The following is a 17,275-nucleotide window of genomic DNA, read 5'->3' on the forward strand; positions in this document are numbered from 1 at the left end:
TCATTCGTGCGGTTGTGTTCGGGGTCGACGACGCAGCGGGCGCAGCTCACCCCACCCACGACAGGTGGTTGTGCAGCAGCGCATATCCGACAAATGCGACGACGTCGATGACCGCGTGCGCGATGACCAGCGGCCACACCCGGTTGGTGAGCTGGTAGTACCGGCCGAAGATCACTCCCATCACGACGTTTCCGATGCCCGCGCCGACGCCCTGGTACAGGTGATATCCGCCACGCAGTATCGCGCTGGCGGCCAGCGACCCGTTCTCCGACAGTCCGAGTTGGCGCAGGCGGGTGATGAAGTACGCGACGACGACGATCTCCTCGGCGGCCGCGTTCCCGATCGCGAGCAGGATGTAGAGCGCCCAATGCCACCATGGGCCCGGCTCGCTGGGGATGAGGTGGGCGTTGATTCCCAGTGCGCGGGCGGCCGCCACCAATCCGAGGCCAGGCAGGCCGATGACCGCGGCCAGTAGCAGGCCGGGCGGGATGTCGGGGGTGCGAATGCGGCCGAGGCCCACACGGCCGAGGATGACACCGCCGCGCCACAGCAGATACGCGCCGAGAGCGGCGATCGCATACAGACGGATGGCGCTCATGAGTTGTCGGAGGAAGTCGATCGCGCCGACCGTGGACTGGCTGGGATTGAGTGCCACCGTCGCGTTGCCGACGCCGCTGGTCAACTGCAGCTCGATCAGCGACAGGATCGCCGAGATCGCCGAGAAGCCGAAGGTGAGGATGCCGACGATCACCAACTCGATGGTCAGCCCGCGGCGCTCGCGCTGGTCGGTGACCACGTCGACGACCTGCTGGGCCGCAGGACGCACGAGGGACGAGAGTCGCATGAGACGTCAGCCTACGGGGCGGGTCTGTGAGGCGCGGAGATCCGGCGGGTGGGGTGCGGATAGGGCGTTGTGTGCGGTCGGTCGCCTGTTTTCAGTCATCGGGTGAGGTATCCGAGCGCCGCGACCTGGGGTTTTGCGCCGAGGCTACTTCGGGAATGACTGAAAACAGGCGAAGGAGTCGCGTGTCGGCCGGGCGGGCTCGCCCTTTCGGCCTCAGGTGGCCGTGGCTATCGCCCTCGAATGTTGTTCGCCCGGTACGGGTACTCGTCGACGGCACGTTCTTCGTACTCGAACTCCACCTCCTGTCCGGGTGTCAATGACCGGAATCCGTCACCGACGACCTCGCTGAAGTGCGCCCACGCACCACCCGGTGTGGCCTCGGAATCGAGCACACCCCAACCGTCCTCGCTATGCCAGACGCGAACGGTACCCACGGTGCTGGGCAGACTCGGCTTCTCTACGCGCGGAACCTGCGAGTCGTCGATAACGGCTTCGCGCATCGTCGTCAAGCCGTCGGGCCCGGCCTTGCCGACGCTGTTCCACAGCGCTCCTGAGTAGGGAGAGGGAGAACGCTTCCGCGGGGTAACGCCAACCGGCCACACGGAGTGGATCAGGAAATCGCATCCGTTCACCGGGGATTCGGCACGTGAGTATTCGAACTCGACCTCGGTTCCCGGCCGGAGACCCAACAGGGGCCCGACGCTGTGGTCGGCGACAGCTTCGCCCCTGATGCCGAAAACGTCTGCCGAGGCAGCACCCGGCAGGGAAGGGGATTCGACGATGCCCCAGCCCTCGGCCTGGTGCCAGACGGTCACGACTCCTGTTGTCGACATGCCCTCACGCTAAAGGGCGGAATGGTTCGGCGAAAGTGATTTTCGGCTGGGCGCGGATACGGAACTTCATTGCCCATACGGATTCCAGGGCAACATGATTCATGTGCCGTTGTCGGGGTTGAATGGTGGGGGCGCTGTGTCTCCGCCTCCACCTGTTGATTTGGCATCGCGCTGCTGGGCGGGGATGGCGCGGACGATGGCAGTAGTCGTCAGAGTTGGCACTATTCAGGGCTGGAAGATCCTTTCTCCTTCTGGTCGATGCCGATGAGTGCTGATCGTGTTGACACTGTGCAACAGTGGGGTGTACGAAACGCAGGGGTGTGGATTCCGTTGGCAGTGGCTGCAGTCGTCCTCGCTTTCGTCGCCGTCGCAGGGTGGCTGGCGTTTCGGTGGTTCGAGGACGGAATGTCCGGCGTGTATGTCACCGAGGACGCCGGCGAGGCCGTACGCATCGCAGGAGTGATGGGTGTGCGGCTGGATATCAGCGATGTCGAGTACGGCGAGGTGACCTCGCAGTTTCAGGGATGGCCAATGGCATTTCTCATTGTCAAAGCCGATAACGCCTCTGCGCGAGACACGATCATTCGGGACTCTCGGACTCGGTGCCATGCCGGCAGTCCTGAAGATTTTGCGAAACTGCGTGCACCTACTCGACATGGTCCATTGCCCTCAGCGAGCCTGAGGACCTGCACGCGAGCAACAGATAGTTTGAACCCGCCGCCGACTGGTGAGCGAGCAGGCAATCTCAGCATGTGGTTCGATCCGGAGTCACGTGATCGTGGTGCGTGGCTCTATATGTCCGTCGTGCCATATTGATGGTGTTGACTCGCACCGTCATTGCACGTGTGGCCGACGGACCCAGGGTGTCAGTATGACGATGCGACCGCAAACTGTTGCAGTGGAACCTGGTTGGAGAGATCGTCGGAAGCGGATCGATATGGAGCAGAACTGGCGAACTATCGCAAAACTAGTCCTGTCAGTAGTGCTCGTCGCACTGGCGACGACGGTGGCGACCGGATGCGCTCAGACATTGGTCAATGAAGGAATTCCACCCACTGAGCCGGCGACCGCAACCGTCACTGTCCATCCCGACTCGGCCATTCGCATCACCGATCTGCGCGGCCTCATGGCCAACTCGACTCACGTCTTCACCGGACGGGTGGAATCGACCGCTGGCACCATCGCACTCGACGACACCCCTCAGACCCAGTACAGCGCCATGGTTGGGATCGCGCTCAAAGGCGATGTTCCCCAGAGCGTGATCGTGAATCAACAAGGCGGTACACGAGATGGCGTCTACACGTCCGTCGGCGGAGACAAACCACTGACGATCGGTCAGTGGTATCTATTCGCCACCCGCTACCTGGGCACTCGCGCGTGGTACACCGTCATCCCGGTGCCCGGCCGTGAACCCATGACCGAACAGCAGGCCCGAGATACCCACTCCGAACCGCTGGCCGCTGCGCGTAATGCGTTGCGTGCCAGCCCACAGAGCAACGTCGCACCACCCGAGACGCCAAGCCCGACGATGACGTTTCCGATTCCATCCCCGGGCGACCAGCACCCGCCACCCCCGTCGACACCGCACCAGCGCTGACATGAGTGGTCGCTCAGCGAGCTCGACATGAAGGCCGCTGGTACAGACTCGTCCCACGCGGTGTATCCGTCGGGAGTGGCGTCGTCACCATCCGGAACGGCAGTCCGTGCAGAGGTGACCTATGCGAGCGACCGGGCGGGTGCGGTCGCGAGTCGCCACCCATACAGCCGTGTCATCGATTACTTTGGCGTGCAGCACGTCCCAGCCTGCTGAGGGCCAATCGATCCGTGCGTGTCCGGTGAGGTCTCCTTGGAGCTCATCGGCGAGAGATGCGGTCGTTCGCGTGGCCGATAGATTCGCATCGAGAGGGTACCCAGTCGAGAGGAATCCATTCCATCCCGACTGATCGCGGTGGCGAAGCAGGACATGCACGAGACCAACCTCGCCGACGATCAGCACATCCCACTCGCAGTCGGCGAAGTCAGGCAACGGTCCTCTGTCAATCCAGCAGCCCAGATCGCGCTCAATAGCTGCCACCGCGCTCGACCAGGCGGGCGAGATCTCGGATGGACCTTGCCACATCTGTGTGTGCCAACGCCGTGTCCACTTGGCCGTGACGTCGAAAGGGAACTCACTCATCGCTCGGAGCTGCCTGGTCCGAGGGCATGGTACGCCCAGTGGACACTGAGGTGATTCGACAGTTGACTAACGATAAGCCCGCCGGTTCCATTCAGCTGTCGCCATGTGGGAGTGGTTGCAGCGTTGGGTAACATGGGTCTCATTGTCACATCTCGATGCAGTTGGCAAGAACTGTTATCCGATGTCTGGCTGATACGGCACGGCATCACAAGAAGGCGACGCACATTTTTGGAGAAGTGAATTGAGCTTCCGCAATAGCTGGGCCGGTGAGTGGAACGTCAATGAGGGTGGCCGGCCAACGGAGGAGGTAATCGTGAGCGGCGTCCGCATGGCCATGCCACGGAATGGCACCGTCGGCGTCGCGCAAGGCGCTTTCGCCGTCGAGCCAGCGGACTGAACGGTTTCGGATTCATGGCTACAGCGATTCTCGGCGACGACCAGCGCCGCCCACACGCAACTCTGACCTTTGCGTCTTCGCTGACTATATGTCTGCTCGTCCGGCAGTGGGCGCTGCCGGCAGCTGATCGTCCTGGTGGCGGACATGCGGCGCCAACCACGCCGCTGGACCAGATGCGGGTTACCAATCCGTGCGAACGTCCGGCCGATCCGCTGTGGTCAGAGTTTCCGCCCTCAGTAGTAGCGGTGGCATGGCAGCATTGGTGGGACCTTATGGTCGGAATGGCTCTGCAGCGCAGTATTTTTGATCCGTCTGTTACGCCACGAATCGATACCAGGTTGACCGATCTGTCCGAACGTCCGTATGTGCAACGGTGGGTTGCGCGGGAGAAGCGGGCGTTCACCCGGACCCGTCCGCGAGTCCTTCCGCCTGGAATGACGGGGCGGCTGACCGGCCCGCTCTCGATTCATGTTGTGGCGGCATCCGGGGTGCAGTTGTTACCGCTCGCTGCCGACAACTTTTTGGCCACAGCCGATCTCGTTGCCGACCCTGACGAGTACTCTCGGCAGCTATCTGCATATATCGATAACCTGCACTGACCCAACCGAACTGACCCGGAGGACGAAGCCTCCTCACTGCTTGCCGACTCGCAGCTTGCTGATTCGCATCTGTACCCATCCGCCTGGCACGCTATACGAAACGCAGCACACCGGCGTCTGCGTCGACTGCTAGAAGTTGTCGGTGGTTGCGGGCACAATCAGACTACGACCGGTCGGCCCCGGAAGAGAAGAGCCGCGGCGGCGATAACGCTGCTTGTCAGTGACTTACGGAGGTCCGTATGGCGATAACACTCGAAGACACGTTGGTCGCGATCAGCCTGCTCCAGAACGCCGAAGTGTGTTCACGAGTATCTGGGACCGCCCAATACCGCCAGTGGGGTAAGAACGACTTGACCGGTCCGCCAAGAAATATTCAGACCGTGCACTTTTCTCTCGACAACGAATCCGGCCGTTGGACTGAAGATATCGTCAAGTATGAAGAAAGAAGTCGACACTCGACAGAATCCGGGCAAGAGGACGCCGATCAAGGGGAAGTTGTCGACCATCTTTCCGAAATCTCGGAATATCCAAGACTGATCAAGATGTTGCGGCCGAGCAAGTTCGAGATCTGGGGACGGCCTGGAGACAAATGGAAGATGGTAGGTGCCGAATCCATCGAGCACGGCTACCTTCTCCACCTAATTCGCGACACGTCGTCGGCAGAGGCTGAGTTGTTCATAGATACCACCTTTTCGTTACCGATCCGCTGGACGGAGGTTCATCCCATGGAGCCTGCTGCCGGAGCGAAGATAGAGGTGGAGATCCTTGGCCTGCACATACCTCTAGAATGGAAGCAACTAACGGGTATGGACCTGTCCGAAGTCGGCGTAGATATGGCCATGGTCGAAGGACAATAAGGCGGCGGGGCGCGGCTGATGGTTCACCCCGGGCGTCTGCGAGTCGGGTAGCGCGGTAGGCATTGGGTGACTGTAACGCTGCATTTCCTCGTTTCTCAGGTCATTGGTTAACCAGAGGATCGGATTCGTCTGTCGGTCTAGGATGTCAAGCTGCGATTTCTGTTGGGGTGGCGGCGAACTCTGCGAGCATCCGGGCACGCTCATCGTCGAGGGTGTTTCACCACGGTCAGCAACGGCGAGCGCGGCTTTGTCTTTGTCGGTCAGCCGCATTTGGGCCATGGTGTGGCCGGCGTCGACCGCGGCGATGATCCGTTCGGTCGAGCGATGAACGAGCGCATCGCGAATCTCCTGGCGGCGGGTGGTGATGTCACCCATTGTGCGTGCCTCTTCGGGTGGGTGTTCTCAGAGTTGGGGTGTGCTCAGAGCCGGGATGTCGGAGTGGCAGTTCGGGTTATGGGGGCGGTAGTGCCTTGACGCCGTCGCGCATTGCGTCGGCGAGGAGGGCGTAGACGCGCGGGACGAGGCTTCGACCGGGGGGGCTGCCAGGCCGGGGGAGAACCGCACCGAGGTGACTGACGCTACTCGGGTTGTCCAGCGGTTCATCTTCTTCTCCTAGTGGTGGTTGGGACAAGCCTCGGAAGGTGGGCGGAGCGGGGGAGTCTCGCCGATTTATGCGGGGCGCCAGTGCAGTTGTCCGTCAGCGGTGATGCTCGAGCGCCAGCCGAGGAACGTGGTGCCGGTGGTGAGGGACTCTGTCAGGGCGGTGACCAGGTCGGCGAGGCTGGCCCATCCGGTGGTCGTGTCGTCGGCGTCGACCTTGCTGAACAGCCGTATCGCACCGCGGGCCGACCCGACGCGGGTGTCGATGACCAGGGCGGTGCCGTCACGCTCGAAGATCGGCACGTAGTCGGGGATGAACGTGTAGGTGGGGTCACCGGCGCGCAAGGGGAAGCCCTCGGGGTACATCTGGGCCGTTCACACGCCTCGATGATTATCGATCGCACAGCGCCGGCGGCGTCGGAGCGCAGCAGATCCAGCCCGGGGGGATGAGTAGGATCTCGTGCCATGGCTATCGCTTCAAGAATGTACGGATAGATGGCGCGCCTTCCGAGGTCTGTTATCCCAGCTGAAGCGGGCGTTTCGGGGATACTCAACGATTCCGAGAACTGGGCCATCGTTCTTGTGTCGACGTGGGTGTATCCGACGCTGGTGCGATTCGACTTGGAGCTCTTCAGAAGGCCGACCCCCGACACCCTTGACCTCATGATGGGTGTCAACGGGTTCGGGCGCCCGCTGCCGAGCGAACGGACTAGTGACCCATTTCAGCTTGCGTTCGAGTGGAGCGATGGAAGCGTCTCGTCAAATCTCCCTCAAATCTCCCTTCGCGGCGGCCTCAGCCAGTTGATCGCTGCCGGTGATGGAGAGCATATGAGCGTGCCTCTCGTGCTTGATCACCTACCGCCAGCTGGCGAGTTCTCGGTCTACACGGCCTGGCCGTACTTTGGGCTCGATGAGCGAAAGGTGACGTTTGACGCCGATCGGATTGCCGAATCTGCTGGTTATGCAGTCACCCTTTGGCCAGAATCGCCACCACGCACCGAGTTTCCGTCGCTCGACCAGCGAGCTCCGCGACCGGACCCGGTCCGCACGGCTGGGCCGCCGGAGAGTTGGCTCGAGCAATTGATGGCGAACGCCCCGGAACCTCTCATGCCGCCGCGAGAGTCGCGGGGGCATGAGTTCAGGCTGTCAGAGGGCCGGGACTAGCGGTGTGGGTTGGTCCAGCTGAGATCGCGGCGACTCGTTCATCACCGATGGGCGCTCGGGGCTGGGGCAATCGGGGTGTCGACATCATCAACGGTAGATGCCGTCGGTGGAAAACTCCATCATTTCATCGAACCCGAGATGCCTTGGAATAGATTGTTCCACATCACGAATGCAAGTTCAGGTAGAAGCCTGAGTGTCTGGCCTGTCCGAATATGAACAGCCACGATGTCTCGCTCAGGACTTGAGAAGGTGGTTGCATCGGCAGCGAAAACGACGGCTTGATAGACACCGTCCGGTACCGCGTGGCGCAACTCGTCGGTCGTCGCGCCGTTGTACTCGCGATCGTCGACGAAGATGAATAGCTCGGGTGGGTCGTCGTCCAGCGCTGCGAGATCGTCCTCGGCTCCCTCCGTGATGAGGTCCTTGACCTGATGCCACGTCTCGTTGGCGGTGAAGTCTGTCCGTACCACGGCCGGGATACCTTCGTTCTCGACATCGAGCTTGCGCATAGGAACCTCTCTCGAAAAAGTTGCGGGACTGCGCTGTTAGGTTGCTTGGGTCGTGACTCCACTCCGACTGTGACGGTGCAGTGTCGCCGCTGGGTCAGGCATACTCGGTTCTGGGGGTTGTTCGGTGGGTGGCGGTGAGCGTAGCGCGCGGTCATACGGGGATTTCGAATAGCTCCTCGCTGAATTCTTCATCCAGCGTCACATTGCTGAGCTCTTCTGTCCGGTCTCGGGTTTCCGCGCGCAGCGGGATGCCGGAGTAGGCGTCGAACGCAACCGCGACTGGGCTGTCGCCATAGAACACGGGAGGGAAGACGAACTCCCAGGCGCGGCGACCATTGACATCGGTGGCCGTCGCCGCACTGTTGGGGTCGATCATGAGGCGAAACGGTTTCTGCTGATCCCATCGGCGATGAATGGCGATCAAGTTATCGGGCCACGTACTGGGGGCGTACGGACCTCGGTGCCAATGATCGCCATCGGAATTGCGCACCGAGAGTAGTCCTTCGCCGTCAGCCTGGCGTGTTCCCTCCAATGGTGAGTACCAAAACTCGACCTCGTGGCGTTCCTCACCGTCGCCTTGCCCAGGGGAGAGCACCATGGTGGCATGGACGGTTGTCTCCCTGGACGAACGATAAAGCTGGTGCACCTCGCTCCATGTCGCCCGATCGTCCAGCAGCGGCACTCGTGGTGGCAGTTCATGGGCGTCACGGTCTTAGGGCTCGGTGGTGGGCACCAGGGCAACGGTGAACTCCGCGGACTGCATCATTCGCTTGGTGACTTCGATGCCCGTGAGTCGCTCGGCAAGCGCGAAACACGCCTCGATATGGAAGAAATCGGTGCGTGGTTCGTCGCTCTCCTCGAGCGGAAAACCCCCGACGTCGGCCATCAGGCCAAACAGTGTCTCGCCTCCGGTAGTCGGTGTCAATCGGATGCGGTCGAGATCCCCTATCGGCGACATCGGTTCGAATGAGATTTGTTGCTGTCCGTCGCGCCACCACACGAACTGCGAGAAGGCGTTGACGTTGCTGAAATGGCTGACGACCTCGTGGTTGTCGATGACGGGTTTGAACAGTTGCTCTGTCACGCCGAGGAACTCGCTGTTGTGCTGGATCAGCAGCACCCATCCGTCACCGATGTCGGCAACCCCCACGGTTTGAACGTCCCGCGTCATCGGCTCCACCAGGCCCAGTTCCTCGAACTCCATCGCCCGTTTGCCGAATCCCGCCAGCCCGATTCCGCGGGTTCGTCTGCTGTAGGCGCTCAGTGCATCGAGAATGCCGCCAGCGGTGGCGTGTCGAATGAGACTGACCAGATGACCTGTCGCCTGCCAACCTCTGAACTCATCGTCGTTGAACCACAAGTAATCTCGATAGTCAGTCGCCACCTTCTCACTATTTCATAGCCCGGTATTACACGAAAGCTCGAGTGCACGTTGATGTTGTGGTAGCGGGCTCCTTGCGACGTCTTCGAGTCGCATCGCCCTGAAGCCGTTCGATGCCGGTGGGCCGTGCCCGTCACCCGTACTTCGCCGCGATAGTCGCCGTCGGAGCAGTCGGCGAAATTGCAATTGCATCCAACCCGGGATCTGTCCCCTCGGCGAATCCTCTGCAACTACACGGTACTGATTCCCCCGGCTGGCGACACGCGATCGGCTCGCCCATATCCGCGGAGGAGGCGCCTGGTGTAGCAGGCGTGAAGTCCTGTCCTCCCCCGTCGTTCGACTACTAGCGGGCTACAGGCTGCCGATCGGCACGAGGGTATCGCCCTTGCACCACGTTGCGACGTGAGCGACGAGGTGTGGGGCCAGGAATCCGCCGTCGTCGCTCCACGGCCATGCCACGTGGGCGCGGGCCACCTGATCCTGGACGAGATCGGCAATCGTGGTCAGAACGGTTTCGACGTCGTCGTCGATTCTCACGCCGGAGCCGGACATCCCGAGACCTTGCCGGCCACGGCCCGCCACCGAGACATCGCTGAGAAGAAACACCCATCCGTCAATGCCGTCGTACTTCGCGACCCAGTCTATTCTCTGGATTTCTCCGTTGTACTGGCGTACGTGCAGGTCGTGTCCCAATCGATTCAGCGACTGAGTCCACACATCAGGAAGGTCCGAGTCGGTGATCTCCACACCGCGCGCAGGTGTCCATGCCGCGGTGAGTACTTGCTCGTGGGCATCGAGATAGCTCAACGCATCGCTCCTTCGGGCGTCGACGTTCGGTGCGACAGCGGCTTATGCAACGCTCCGGAACGGGTGATTAGGTCCTACTCCCTCGCATCCTGTTCTCAATCTATTCGGGCCTGTTCTAGGTGCAATCAGGGATAAATTCTTCTCCTGAGCAAATGCGGGCTTGGATAAGGGTAATTCGATCGGGATCGATAACGCCCTCATAGAGGGAGTACCCCTGTCTCGACGTAATCAGGTCCTCAGGATCGACGTCTTCTACGCGCCACACATCCACGGGTCCGCCTGTGTTATTCATGTGGACGAACAATCGGCACTCATATTCTCCGAGCGCAAGAAAGCAGCCTTCCGCCTCAGGTTCTCTACTGCCTGCGATCCCCGGCGCCGCACCCATACGGCGCCAGTCTAAGCCACGCTCCCTGATTGACTCCCGATTGAGGGACGAGCTGACGTGATAGGCACTTATAGCCATAATCTCAGTTAAACAGACGGATGGGGGCGCGATTCGCGGCACGTTCGATTCTCTATCAGCTCCTGCGGGCAGGGCTCCTTTTGATCGAGCCTTCCGGGAGCCGAGGCCGGCGCTCAGGTCCTGGGGTCGATGCCCGACGATGGCCGGTACTCTCGAACGCTATGAACAGCACCATCAATCTGGCTGACTGTGCGGATATCGTCAACTGCGAGAACAGAATGTCTGGAATCGGAACCGCGGATGTCCTGTTGGTGGTCGTTGGCATGGGGCTGATAGCTGTCTGGATGGTGATGCTGCCGATCGCTCTGTGGTCCGTAGTTGCTGAGCCAACAGGCACGGCGGTCGGAGTTGTATGGGCTCTCGTCATTGTTGGGTTGCCGTTCATTGGAGCGATAGCCTTCTGGGTCCGCAACCGCCGCAAGTTCGGCCTGCCAGCGGTGCGGTAGTCGGAGAGAAGAGCTCTGCGCTCGCGGGTCGAGTCAAGTCCTGACGCCGATATCGTCGAACGACTACCGAATTGTTGCGACTGATCCGATATGGAGTTCCCTATTGCGTCTGGCAGGACTACACCAGTCATCCTATGAACGACCACTCTGACGATGGAGGACGCTCACTACGCAATACGACCGACTATCGGTCGTATTCTGTCGCGGAGCCGCTCGTGTACTGAGCAGTGGCTGCGTGTTGACTCGGCCGGGCGTGCGAAGATGGTGATATGTCGCCTCCGAGGTGAAACCCCCGTCGACCACGACGGGATGTCTGACGGACGATCTTGGCCTGCTCGTCGGGCAGTGGTCGGCGTCTCGGTTCCCTTTCCGTTGGCGTTGTTTGTGCGCCATTGGTTGAACCTTCCGGACGTCAACTCGAGCCTGGGCGAGAAGGGCCTGGCCGTCACCTATTGGCTGCCCTGGACCTCTAGTTGGCTGGCAGTGAATCTTGTAGGTGTAGCCCTGATCCTGTGGCCGGGAACACGCCGCGCAGGCCGCTGGTTTCTTGTTGCATCCGTGGTGACCAGTACACCGATCTCATGGTTCTACTTCGGACTCGAATATCACCCTTTATGGCCCAATTGATGGTGAAGACCGCTCTTCGAGATCAGTCACCGACTCGGCATCGAGCCGCATCTCGCGGCTGAATTCTGCTCCCCAGTGCTCCATCGCGGTGACGATGTCCTCTAGACGCTCGCCAAGCGGTGTCAGAGAGTATTCAACCTTCGGCGGAACCTCCGCGTACACGGTTCGGAGTACGATGCCGTCCTCTTCGAGTTCGCGGAGCTGGCGGGTCAACGTCTTGGTGTTCGCCAACGGCACCTGGCGACCAAGCTCGTTGAAGCGATGAGGCCGATTCTGGAGGTGCTTGATGAAGGTCAGTTTCCAGGTGCCACCAAGGACCGAGACCGCTACCTCGACCGGGCAAACCCTGACTGCTCGCTGTACAGGCAACCGCATCCAAGTGTCCCTTTCACGGCAGGCGACAGAAATGTCCGTACTAGACGATACTGCCCTCGGCGCCGACGATGAAGTGATGGACGATGGCAATAGCAGACGAACGGTGCTTTGGCTCAGTGCTCACCCGAGCTCCGGCTCACTCAACGCGGCTTTGCGTAGGAGCGGGGTCGAGCGATTGCACCAATTGGGGAACCACGTCATCGAATCAGACCTTTACTCGATGGGCTGGGACCCCGTGGTGCGTGCAAGAGATGGTGGACGTGCCGAGCAGGTGCCGACTGACCAGTTTCGGGTGAGCCGCGACACGCGCCGAGCGTTTCTGTCTGATACGCAGCCCATCGAAGTGCAAGTCGAGCAGCAGAAGGTGTGCGACGCGGATGCGTTGATCATCCAGTTTCCGTTGTGGTGGTATGGCGTGCCCGCAATTCTCAAAGGCTGGTTCGATCGCGTTTTCATCAGCGGCTTTGCATTCGGTATCAACCCGGAAACAGGGCGCAAGATGCGTTTCGAACAAGGTCCCTTCGTCGGTAAGCGAGCCTTTGTCGTCACGACCCTCGGCGACCGCGAGTCCGCTATTGGGCCACGGGGAAAATCCGGCGAGCTGACTCAGATGCTCTTCGGCCTTCTCCACGGAACCCTCGCTTACACCGGCATGAGCGTCCTGACACCGTGGGCACTGGCGAGTTCTGATTTTGTGAAAGATATCGTTCCCGTCCAACAATCCCTGTGGAACAGGCTCGACAATCTCTTCACCGACGACCCCATCCAATATCGCCCACAGTTCACCGGCCAGTACACTGACCTGTGGGAGCTGAAAGAACACATACGGCCAGGCGAGAGTGGGCTCGACATCCACCGCGGGTAGTGTCGCCGAAAGAGAGTCGGCCGCCGGTTCGAACGGTCGCCACCGGCCGACCCGCGATTACAGCAGCAGTCCGATCTATCGGTACCGATCCGTGATTCGATCCCAATGACCACCTATAGCGAAGAGGGAAACAATGGTCTACAAAGTCGTCCGAGCTGCCGAGGTATCGGCAGGGCACGGGCCGCACCCGGCCGGAAGCCCCTACGACAAGCGCATCAGTGACGCGCTGGGTCTGTCCCTCTTTGAGGTATATCAGGTAGAGCTGCCTGCAGGCGTCGAAACCGTTCAACACGATCATCTTGATGACGGCAACGAGGACATGTACGCCGTTATCCGCGGTAGCGGCTGGGCGGTGGTTGACGGGAAAGAGGTCCCGGTGCAGCCGGGTCAGTATGTGTCCGTGTCAGTTGAATCGCGGCGTTTCATGCGTGCCGGCAATGAAGGGATGATCTTCATCGCGGTATGTGCCGGGGTACGGACCTGATGAGATTCGCAGAGTGTGCATGAGTGCGGCGATCTGGATCGGGATTCGAAGGGTGTGCCCGACCTAGGGTTCGTGCTAGGGGGTTCGTGCTAGCCTGCGTTCCATGTCGATTCTGCAGAAAGGCTCATGAGGCGCCACCGAACTCTCCTGGTGCACGTTGCTGAAATGTCCGTCATGGACAAGGCGATGCCCCCTCCGCGGGTCGGCGCGGTCACCGAGTTCCCGTTGTGCTTCAGCGAGATTCGATCGTCACCGTCGGATGCTCCGAAACGCGATGTCGTGACAGTGCGCGGTGTGCTCGATCTGGACGCGCGCGGGCCGTCTCACGTCGCCGACTCGACAGCATCTGAGGGCCGGTGGTGGTGGACCGGTGTGCTGCGCGGTGACGGTTGGTCGGCGACGTGGCACGGCGAGCGGCCGAGAACCGGCTACGTCGAGGTCAGCGGCCAGTTCTCCTCAGGTCTGCATCTGGACACCGGACGCGTGCGCGGACGGATCACCCGAGTTCAACTGATCACCGTGGCGTATCGGCAGACTGCTGACGGTGGCTGGGAAACGGCGACCGAGGTGCCGTGGTCCTATCGTGATGTCGATGTCATGCCACAAGGCTTCGACAACGATCCCACCCCGAATTCCGACGGGCTCTGCATTTGGGACACCGCCGGTCTGATCGAACTGGACCTCGATGACGTTCCGCCTGCGCAGCTACGGCCCCGCATCGTCCCGAGTTCGCTGTCGGCCGTCGGGGATTCGGTGTGGGTTGTCGATGCCGAGTTACCGGTCGTCGTACGCTACGAGCCGGCACGCGCACAGGCAACGGAGTATCTGTTGCCTGCACCTTCGGAAGCCTTCCACTCGGTCGCGGCGGCATCGTTCGGGTGTTGGTTCTTTGGCGAATCGGGTCTGTTCTGGATACCGATAGCCGGTGCGGGGCAGTTGATTGACAGCCGTCGTGTCGTACACATCGCCGCTCATGGTGACGTGGTGCTCATCCAGACAGACGATGACGTGTGGACGATCCATCACGTGGATTCAGCGCCGATCACGGTTGATCTAGCTGTTGCGAGCGACGCCGTCACTTCGATCGGGATCGATGATGCAGTGTCCCCGGGATGGATCGTCGCACTACATATGTGGGATAAGACATCCGCAGCAACTCAGCTCTTCCGCGTCTCGACGACGGGCATGGTGACAGAGGGGCCGAGATTACCGTCGCCAACGAGTTACGCGCCAATGTTTCTGGCGGGCAGACCGTTACGTCTCTTCCTCGGTCGACTGGTGGCCACCGTGAACAACGATCTCAGCCTCGCACCCGCCGAAGAACTCGCCGATGAACCGCTGTACGGCGGATGCGTCGGCGACGAAGCCTGGATCTCGGCGGTGGTCAGCGGATTCGATGGTGACGCCTCGCGGGACTATGTGCGCAGTCATGCGCTGTCTGGTGGTCCTCAGGAGCGACGGGTGGTGGTGACCGTCATCGATCCGCGCACCCTGGTGACTCTTCATCGTTGGTACGTCGACCGAATCCCTATACAGGTCGCCCGTAGCAATCAGGGATTCTGGCTCTGCGAGAACCGACGATTGATCCGCCTGCCCGACTCGCCCGCACAGGCGCAGCAGGTCGTCGACGTCGCTGAAATAGTCCGTGACTCAGTACTTCCCGCACGACCGGGCGCCGATGGCGACAACGGATGGCAATGATCCTGCCGGTGTACGTCGATTACCGCGCGTATCGGAAACTGGGACAGCCTCGCTTGGGCCAACGCATTCACTGGCGCCTGTTCTGGAACAGCGAATTCGCCAATTGGTGGTCGGGTCTTCGGCCGGGATGGCGGGTGGTGACGACTCTCTACCCAACGCCGGCGGCGCCGCCGATCCGGATGTTCGGACTGAAACGCGCGACGGTCAGCGGGATCGCCGTACGCGGCGGGGCGCGGATTGATTGCCGTGGGTATGACGTCTTTCCGGACCCACTGGTTCTGACCGGGGCAGTGAAAGCCCTTGGCACCTCCGCGCCGTCGGACACTGTGATGGCTGCCGTGACTTCCGGGACGGTGATTCGCATGCAGCTCGTGTCGGTCGTCATGGATTGGCGAACTTCGGAGAATCTGGCTATGGCGGGATTTCGCGGATACTGCCAAACCATCCAGCCGATAGCGGGAACAGAGACTTTCACTGAACTCGATGTCGCCCCCGAGGTTCTCGCCGCAGGAGCAGCCAGTCAGGAGGTACTCGTTGTCGATCTGGAGGTGGATGAGTGAGCACGATCGTCTCGAGTGAAGTGAGCCGACCAGGCAACGAACGGTGACACCGAGGAGGCTAATGACGACCTGGCGATACGACCGCGGCGACAAGCGTGCCGTCGCCGGCGCAGCAGAGATGATCGTCATCGGTCGCGTGCTCGCCCAGATCGATGCGGTACCACAGCAGTTGGGGCGCCGGTCGATTCCTCGGACACAGTTCAGCGTCGAGGTCATCAGATGTCTCAAAGGTGATCGGACGGGCCGAATGGTCGTGAGCCAGATGGGTGGCCGCTCACCCGACGGGAGCCTCCACGTGTTCGACAAGGACAGGCTCTTACGCGTCGGTCACGTGCATCTATTGGCCGGACGTTATTCCGAGCCAGATGGCTGGTACGCACTCATCGCCCGCGCCGGTACCCGGTACTTGGGAGGAGATCCAGACTCTGCCGCTCTCGACTCTGTTACAGCGGAGTGGCGCGAGCCCATCGCGAACCCCACGCCCCTACGTCGGCGGACGAAAGGGCCTGATGCGCCGAAAGAGTCGCCAGAATGAGCCCTGTGGATATCCTGGCCTCGCCGCGCGGCAGGCGTTTCTGTGCCAACGTCGTGTACCTCTGCAACAGCGATGGCGATGTTCTGCAGGCCGAGCGGAGGCGAGCTGATACTCCGACCGAGGCCTGTGCGGAGATCGCGGCCATGGACATCCCGCGAGTATCGGCGTTCTCCGAATTGGACCTCCTCTGGGCGTTGGGAATGGCGGTGGACTTCGCCCGCTACTGGCAGCCGCCCGATGACGAGGACGTGCTACTCGCCGATCCGGAGGTCGTTGCTGCGCTCCGACCGATTGCCGACACCGTAATGACTGCACCCCCCCGCCGCGTGGTGGGCGGAACCGATAGACCTCGACGGGCAGCGATTGGCCCACTTCAAGTCGTCCTCCGAGTCCTGGCCGCAATGGACACGCCCACAGCTCGATGCCACCGCCGAACTCGACGAGTGGCGCCGTCACGTCACGGCGACGGAAGCACGTCATCGTGCTCGGCGGCCCAGTCATGCCAGTTCCGGAACTTCTGGTCAATGGTGGTCGATCCCGGGATGGCCCAGCAAAACGGTGGAAACAACCCGGGCCCTCCCCGAGCTCGGGGCCACTCTCCTCGCCCTGGACGAGGATTCGTTGTCGAAAGACGAAGCCCGCGCGTGGAAGGTTGCTGTGACCCCATCTCCACGGGTCTGCGAAATCGCCTCACCCGGGGACTGGGCCGACCTGGTCGATGCCTATCCGCTCGAGGTGACCGCTTCGAAGCGAACGGATTGGTACCACACCACTGGACGCGATGGTCGCTGGTTCATTCCGGACTGGTCCGAGGTTGTCACCGAGTATGACGCTGTGCACTTCAGCGTTCACGGATACCTTTCGACCCCCGGGATCGCAATTCCTTTGGGCGACAACGACTGCGCCACCGTGCTCGCAGGGTGGAACCCCGATGCCACGCGGTGGCTTGATCTCGCTGCCATTGCTGTTGACGGCGATCCCGTGGAGTGGAGCTGGGACGGTGACCGTTGGCTTCCGGCACCGAGCTGAGCAATGAGTCGAAATCGCAT

General features: G+C 61.4%; 18 protein-coding genes. 9 read left to right on the top strand and 9 right to left on the bottom strand.

The annotated features are described in order from the left end of the window. Positions 1 to 46: 46 nt before the first annotated feature. Positions 47 to 844: a CPBP family intramembrane glutamic endopeptidase gene (locus tag AC5ZH6_RS01770; protein WP_006369172.1), complete on the bottom strand. Its 798-nt coding sequence runs from the start codon at positions 842 to 844 to the stop codon at positions 47 to 49. A 227-nt stretch (positions 845 to 1,071) separates the two neighbouring features. Beyond that, positions 1,072 to 1,677: a cold-shock protein gene (locus AC5ZH6_RS01775; RefSeq protein ID WP_035727493.1), complete on the bottom strand. Its 606-nt coding sequence runs from the start codon at positions 1,675 to 1,677 to the stop codon at positions 1,072 to 1,074. An 871-nt stretch (positions 1,678 to 2,548) separates the two neighbouring features. On the opposite strand from AC5ZH6_RS01775, the gene AC5ZH6_RS01780 reads away from it, so the two are divergent. From AC5ZH6_RS01780 to AC5ZH6_RS01790, 3 genes are all read left to right on the top strand, one after another. Next, complete coding sequence (locus AC5ZH6_RS01780) at positions 2,549 to 3,274, top strand: hypothetical protein (RefSeq protein ID WP_240524073.1); 726 nt, start codon at positions 2,549 to 2,551, stop codon at positions 3,272 to 3,274. A 990-nt stretch (positions 3,275 to 4,264) separates the two neighbouring features. After that, the gene (locus tag AC5ZH6_RS01785; protein WP_006369177.1) at positions 4,265 to 4,849 is read left to right on the top strand and encodes a hypothetical protein; all 585 of its coding nucleotides are present in this window, start codon (positions 4,265 to 4,267) and stop codon (positions 4,847 to 4,849) included. A gap of 239 nt (positions 4,850 to 5,088) precedes the next feature. Continuing rightward, entirely contained in the window at positions 5,089 to 5,706 is a 618-nt protein-coding gene (locus AC5ZH6_RS01790) for a hypothetical protein (RefSeq protein ID WP_006369178.1), read from the top strand. On the opposite strand, the gene AC5ZH6_RS01795 is transcribed toward AC5ZH6_RS01790, so the two are convergent. From AC5ZH6_RS01795 to AC5ZH6_RS01820, 6 genes are all read right to left on the bottom strand, one after another. Next, entirely contained in the window at positions 5,647 to 6,081 is a 435-nt protein-coding gene (locus AC5ZH6_RS01795; protein WP_006369179.1) for a hypothetical protein, read from the bottom strand. The genes AC5ZH6_RS01790 and AC5ZH6_RS01795 overlap by 60 nt on opposite strands. A 294-nt stretch (positions 6,082 to 6,375) precedes the next feature. Next, the gene (locus AC5ZH6_RS01800; protein WP_006369180.1) at positions 6,376 to 6,672 is read right to left on the bottom strand and encodes a hypothetical protein; all 297 of its coding nucleotides are present in this window, start codon (positions 6,670 to 6,672) and stop codon (positions 6,376 to 6,378) included. 917 nt (positions 6,673 to 7,589) lie between these two features. After that, positions 7,590 to 7,979 carry a DUF6924 domain-containing protein gene (locus AC5ZH6_RS01805; RefSeq protein WP_006369182.1) on the bottom strand — a complete coding sequence of 130 codons (390 nt, stop codon included), beginning with the start codon at positions 7,977 to 7,979 and terminating at the stop codon, positions 7,590 to 7,592. Between the two features lie 151 nt (positions 7,980 to 8,130). After that, on the bottom strand, positions 8,131 to 8,661 hold the full coding sequence (locus AC5ZH6_RS01810) for a hypothetical protein (RefSeq protein WP_035727498.1): 531 nt from the start codon (positions 8,659 to 8,661) through the stop codon (positions 8,131 to 8,133). A 30-nt stretch (positions 8,662 to 8,691) separates the two neighbouring features. Further along, a complete protein-coding gene (locus tag AC5ZH6_RS01815; RefSeq protein WP_006369184.1) occupies positions 8,692 to 9,363 on the bottom strand; it encodes a DUF6461 domain-containing protein in 672 nt (223 codons plus the stop codon). Positions 9,364 to 9,711: 348 nt separating this feature from the next. After that, entirely contained in the window at positions 9,712 to 10,167 is a 456-nt protein-coding gene (locus tag AC5ZH6_RS01820; protein ID WP_006369185.1) for a hypothetical protein, read from the bottom strand. Positions 10,168 to 10,794: 627 nt separating this feature from the next. On the opposite strand from AC5ZH6_RS01820, the gene AC5ZH6_RS01825 reads away from it, so the two are divergent. Continuing rightward, positions 10,795 to 11,079: a hypothetical protein gene (locus AC5ZH6_RS01825; RefSeq protein ID WP_006369187.1), complete on the top strand. Its 285-nt coding sequence runs from the start codon at positions 10,795 to 10,797 to the stop codon at positions 11,077 to 11,079. 612 nt (positions 11,080 to 11,691) lie between these two features. On the opposite strand, the gene AC5ZH6_RS01830 is transcribed toward AC5ZH6_RS01825, so the two are convergent. Continuing rightward, on the bottom strand, positions 11,692 to 12,081 hold the full coding sequence (locus AC5ZH6_RS01830) for a winged helix-turn-helix transcriptional regulator (RefSeq protein ID WP_006369188.1): 390 nt from the start codon (positions 12,079 to 12,081) through the stop codon (positions 11,692 to 11,694). 31 nt (positions 12,082 to 12,112) lie between these two features. On the opposite strand from AC5ZH6_RS01830, the gene AC5ZH6_RS01835 reads away from it, so the two are divergent. The 5 genes from AC5ZH6_RS01835 (at position 12,113) to AC5ZH6_RS01855 (ending at position 17,255) form a co-directional block, all read left to right on the top strand. Beyond that, positions 12,113 to 12,946: an NAD(P)H-dependent oxidoreductase gene (locus AC5ZH6_RS01835; protein WP_238534825.1), complete on the top strand. Its 834-nt coding sequence runs from the start codon at positions 12,113 to 12,115 to the stop codon at positions 12,944 to 12,946. Between the two features lie 133 nt (positions 12,947 to 13,079). Then, positions 13,080 to 13,430 carry a cupin domain-containing protein gene (locus AC5ZH6_RS01840; RefSeq protein WP_006369190.1) on the top strand — a complete coding sequence of 117 codons (351 nt, stop codon included), beginning with the start codon at positions 13,080 to 13,082 and terminating at the stop codon, positions 13,428 to 13,430. A 186-nt stretch (positions 13,431 to 13,616) separates the two neighbouring features. Continuing rightward, on the top strand, positions 13,617 to 15,131 hold the full coding sequence (locus AC5ZH6_RS01845) for a hypothetical protein (RefSeq protein ID WP_168436250.1): 1,515 nt from the start codon (positions 13,617 to 13,619) through the stop codon (positions 15,129 to 15,131). Next, positions 15,122 to 15,691, top strand: coding sequence for a hypothetical protein (locus tag AC5ZH6_RS01850; protein WP_244421125.1), 570 nt, complete (start codon positions 15,122 to 15,124; stop codon positions 15,689 to 15,691). Before AC5ZH6_RS01845 ends, AC5ZH6_RS01850 begins: the two co-directional genes overlap by 10 nt. 1,156 nt (positions 15,692 to 16,847) lie before the next feature. Beyond that, the gene (locus tag AC5ZH6_RS01855; protein WP_496168285.1) at positions 16,848 to 17,255 is read left to right on the top strand and encodes a hypothetical protein; all 408 of its coding nucleotides are present in this window, start codon (positions 16,848 to 16,850) and stop codon (positions 17,253 to 17,255) included. Positions 17,256 to 17,275: the final 20 nt, after the last annotated feature.

This window comes from Gordonia sp. YC-XJ4 (assembly GCF_059511865.1).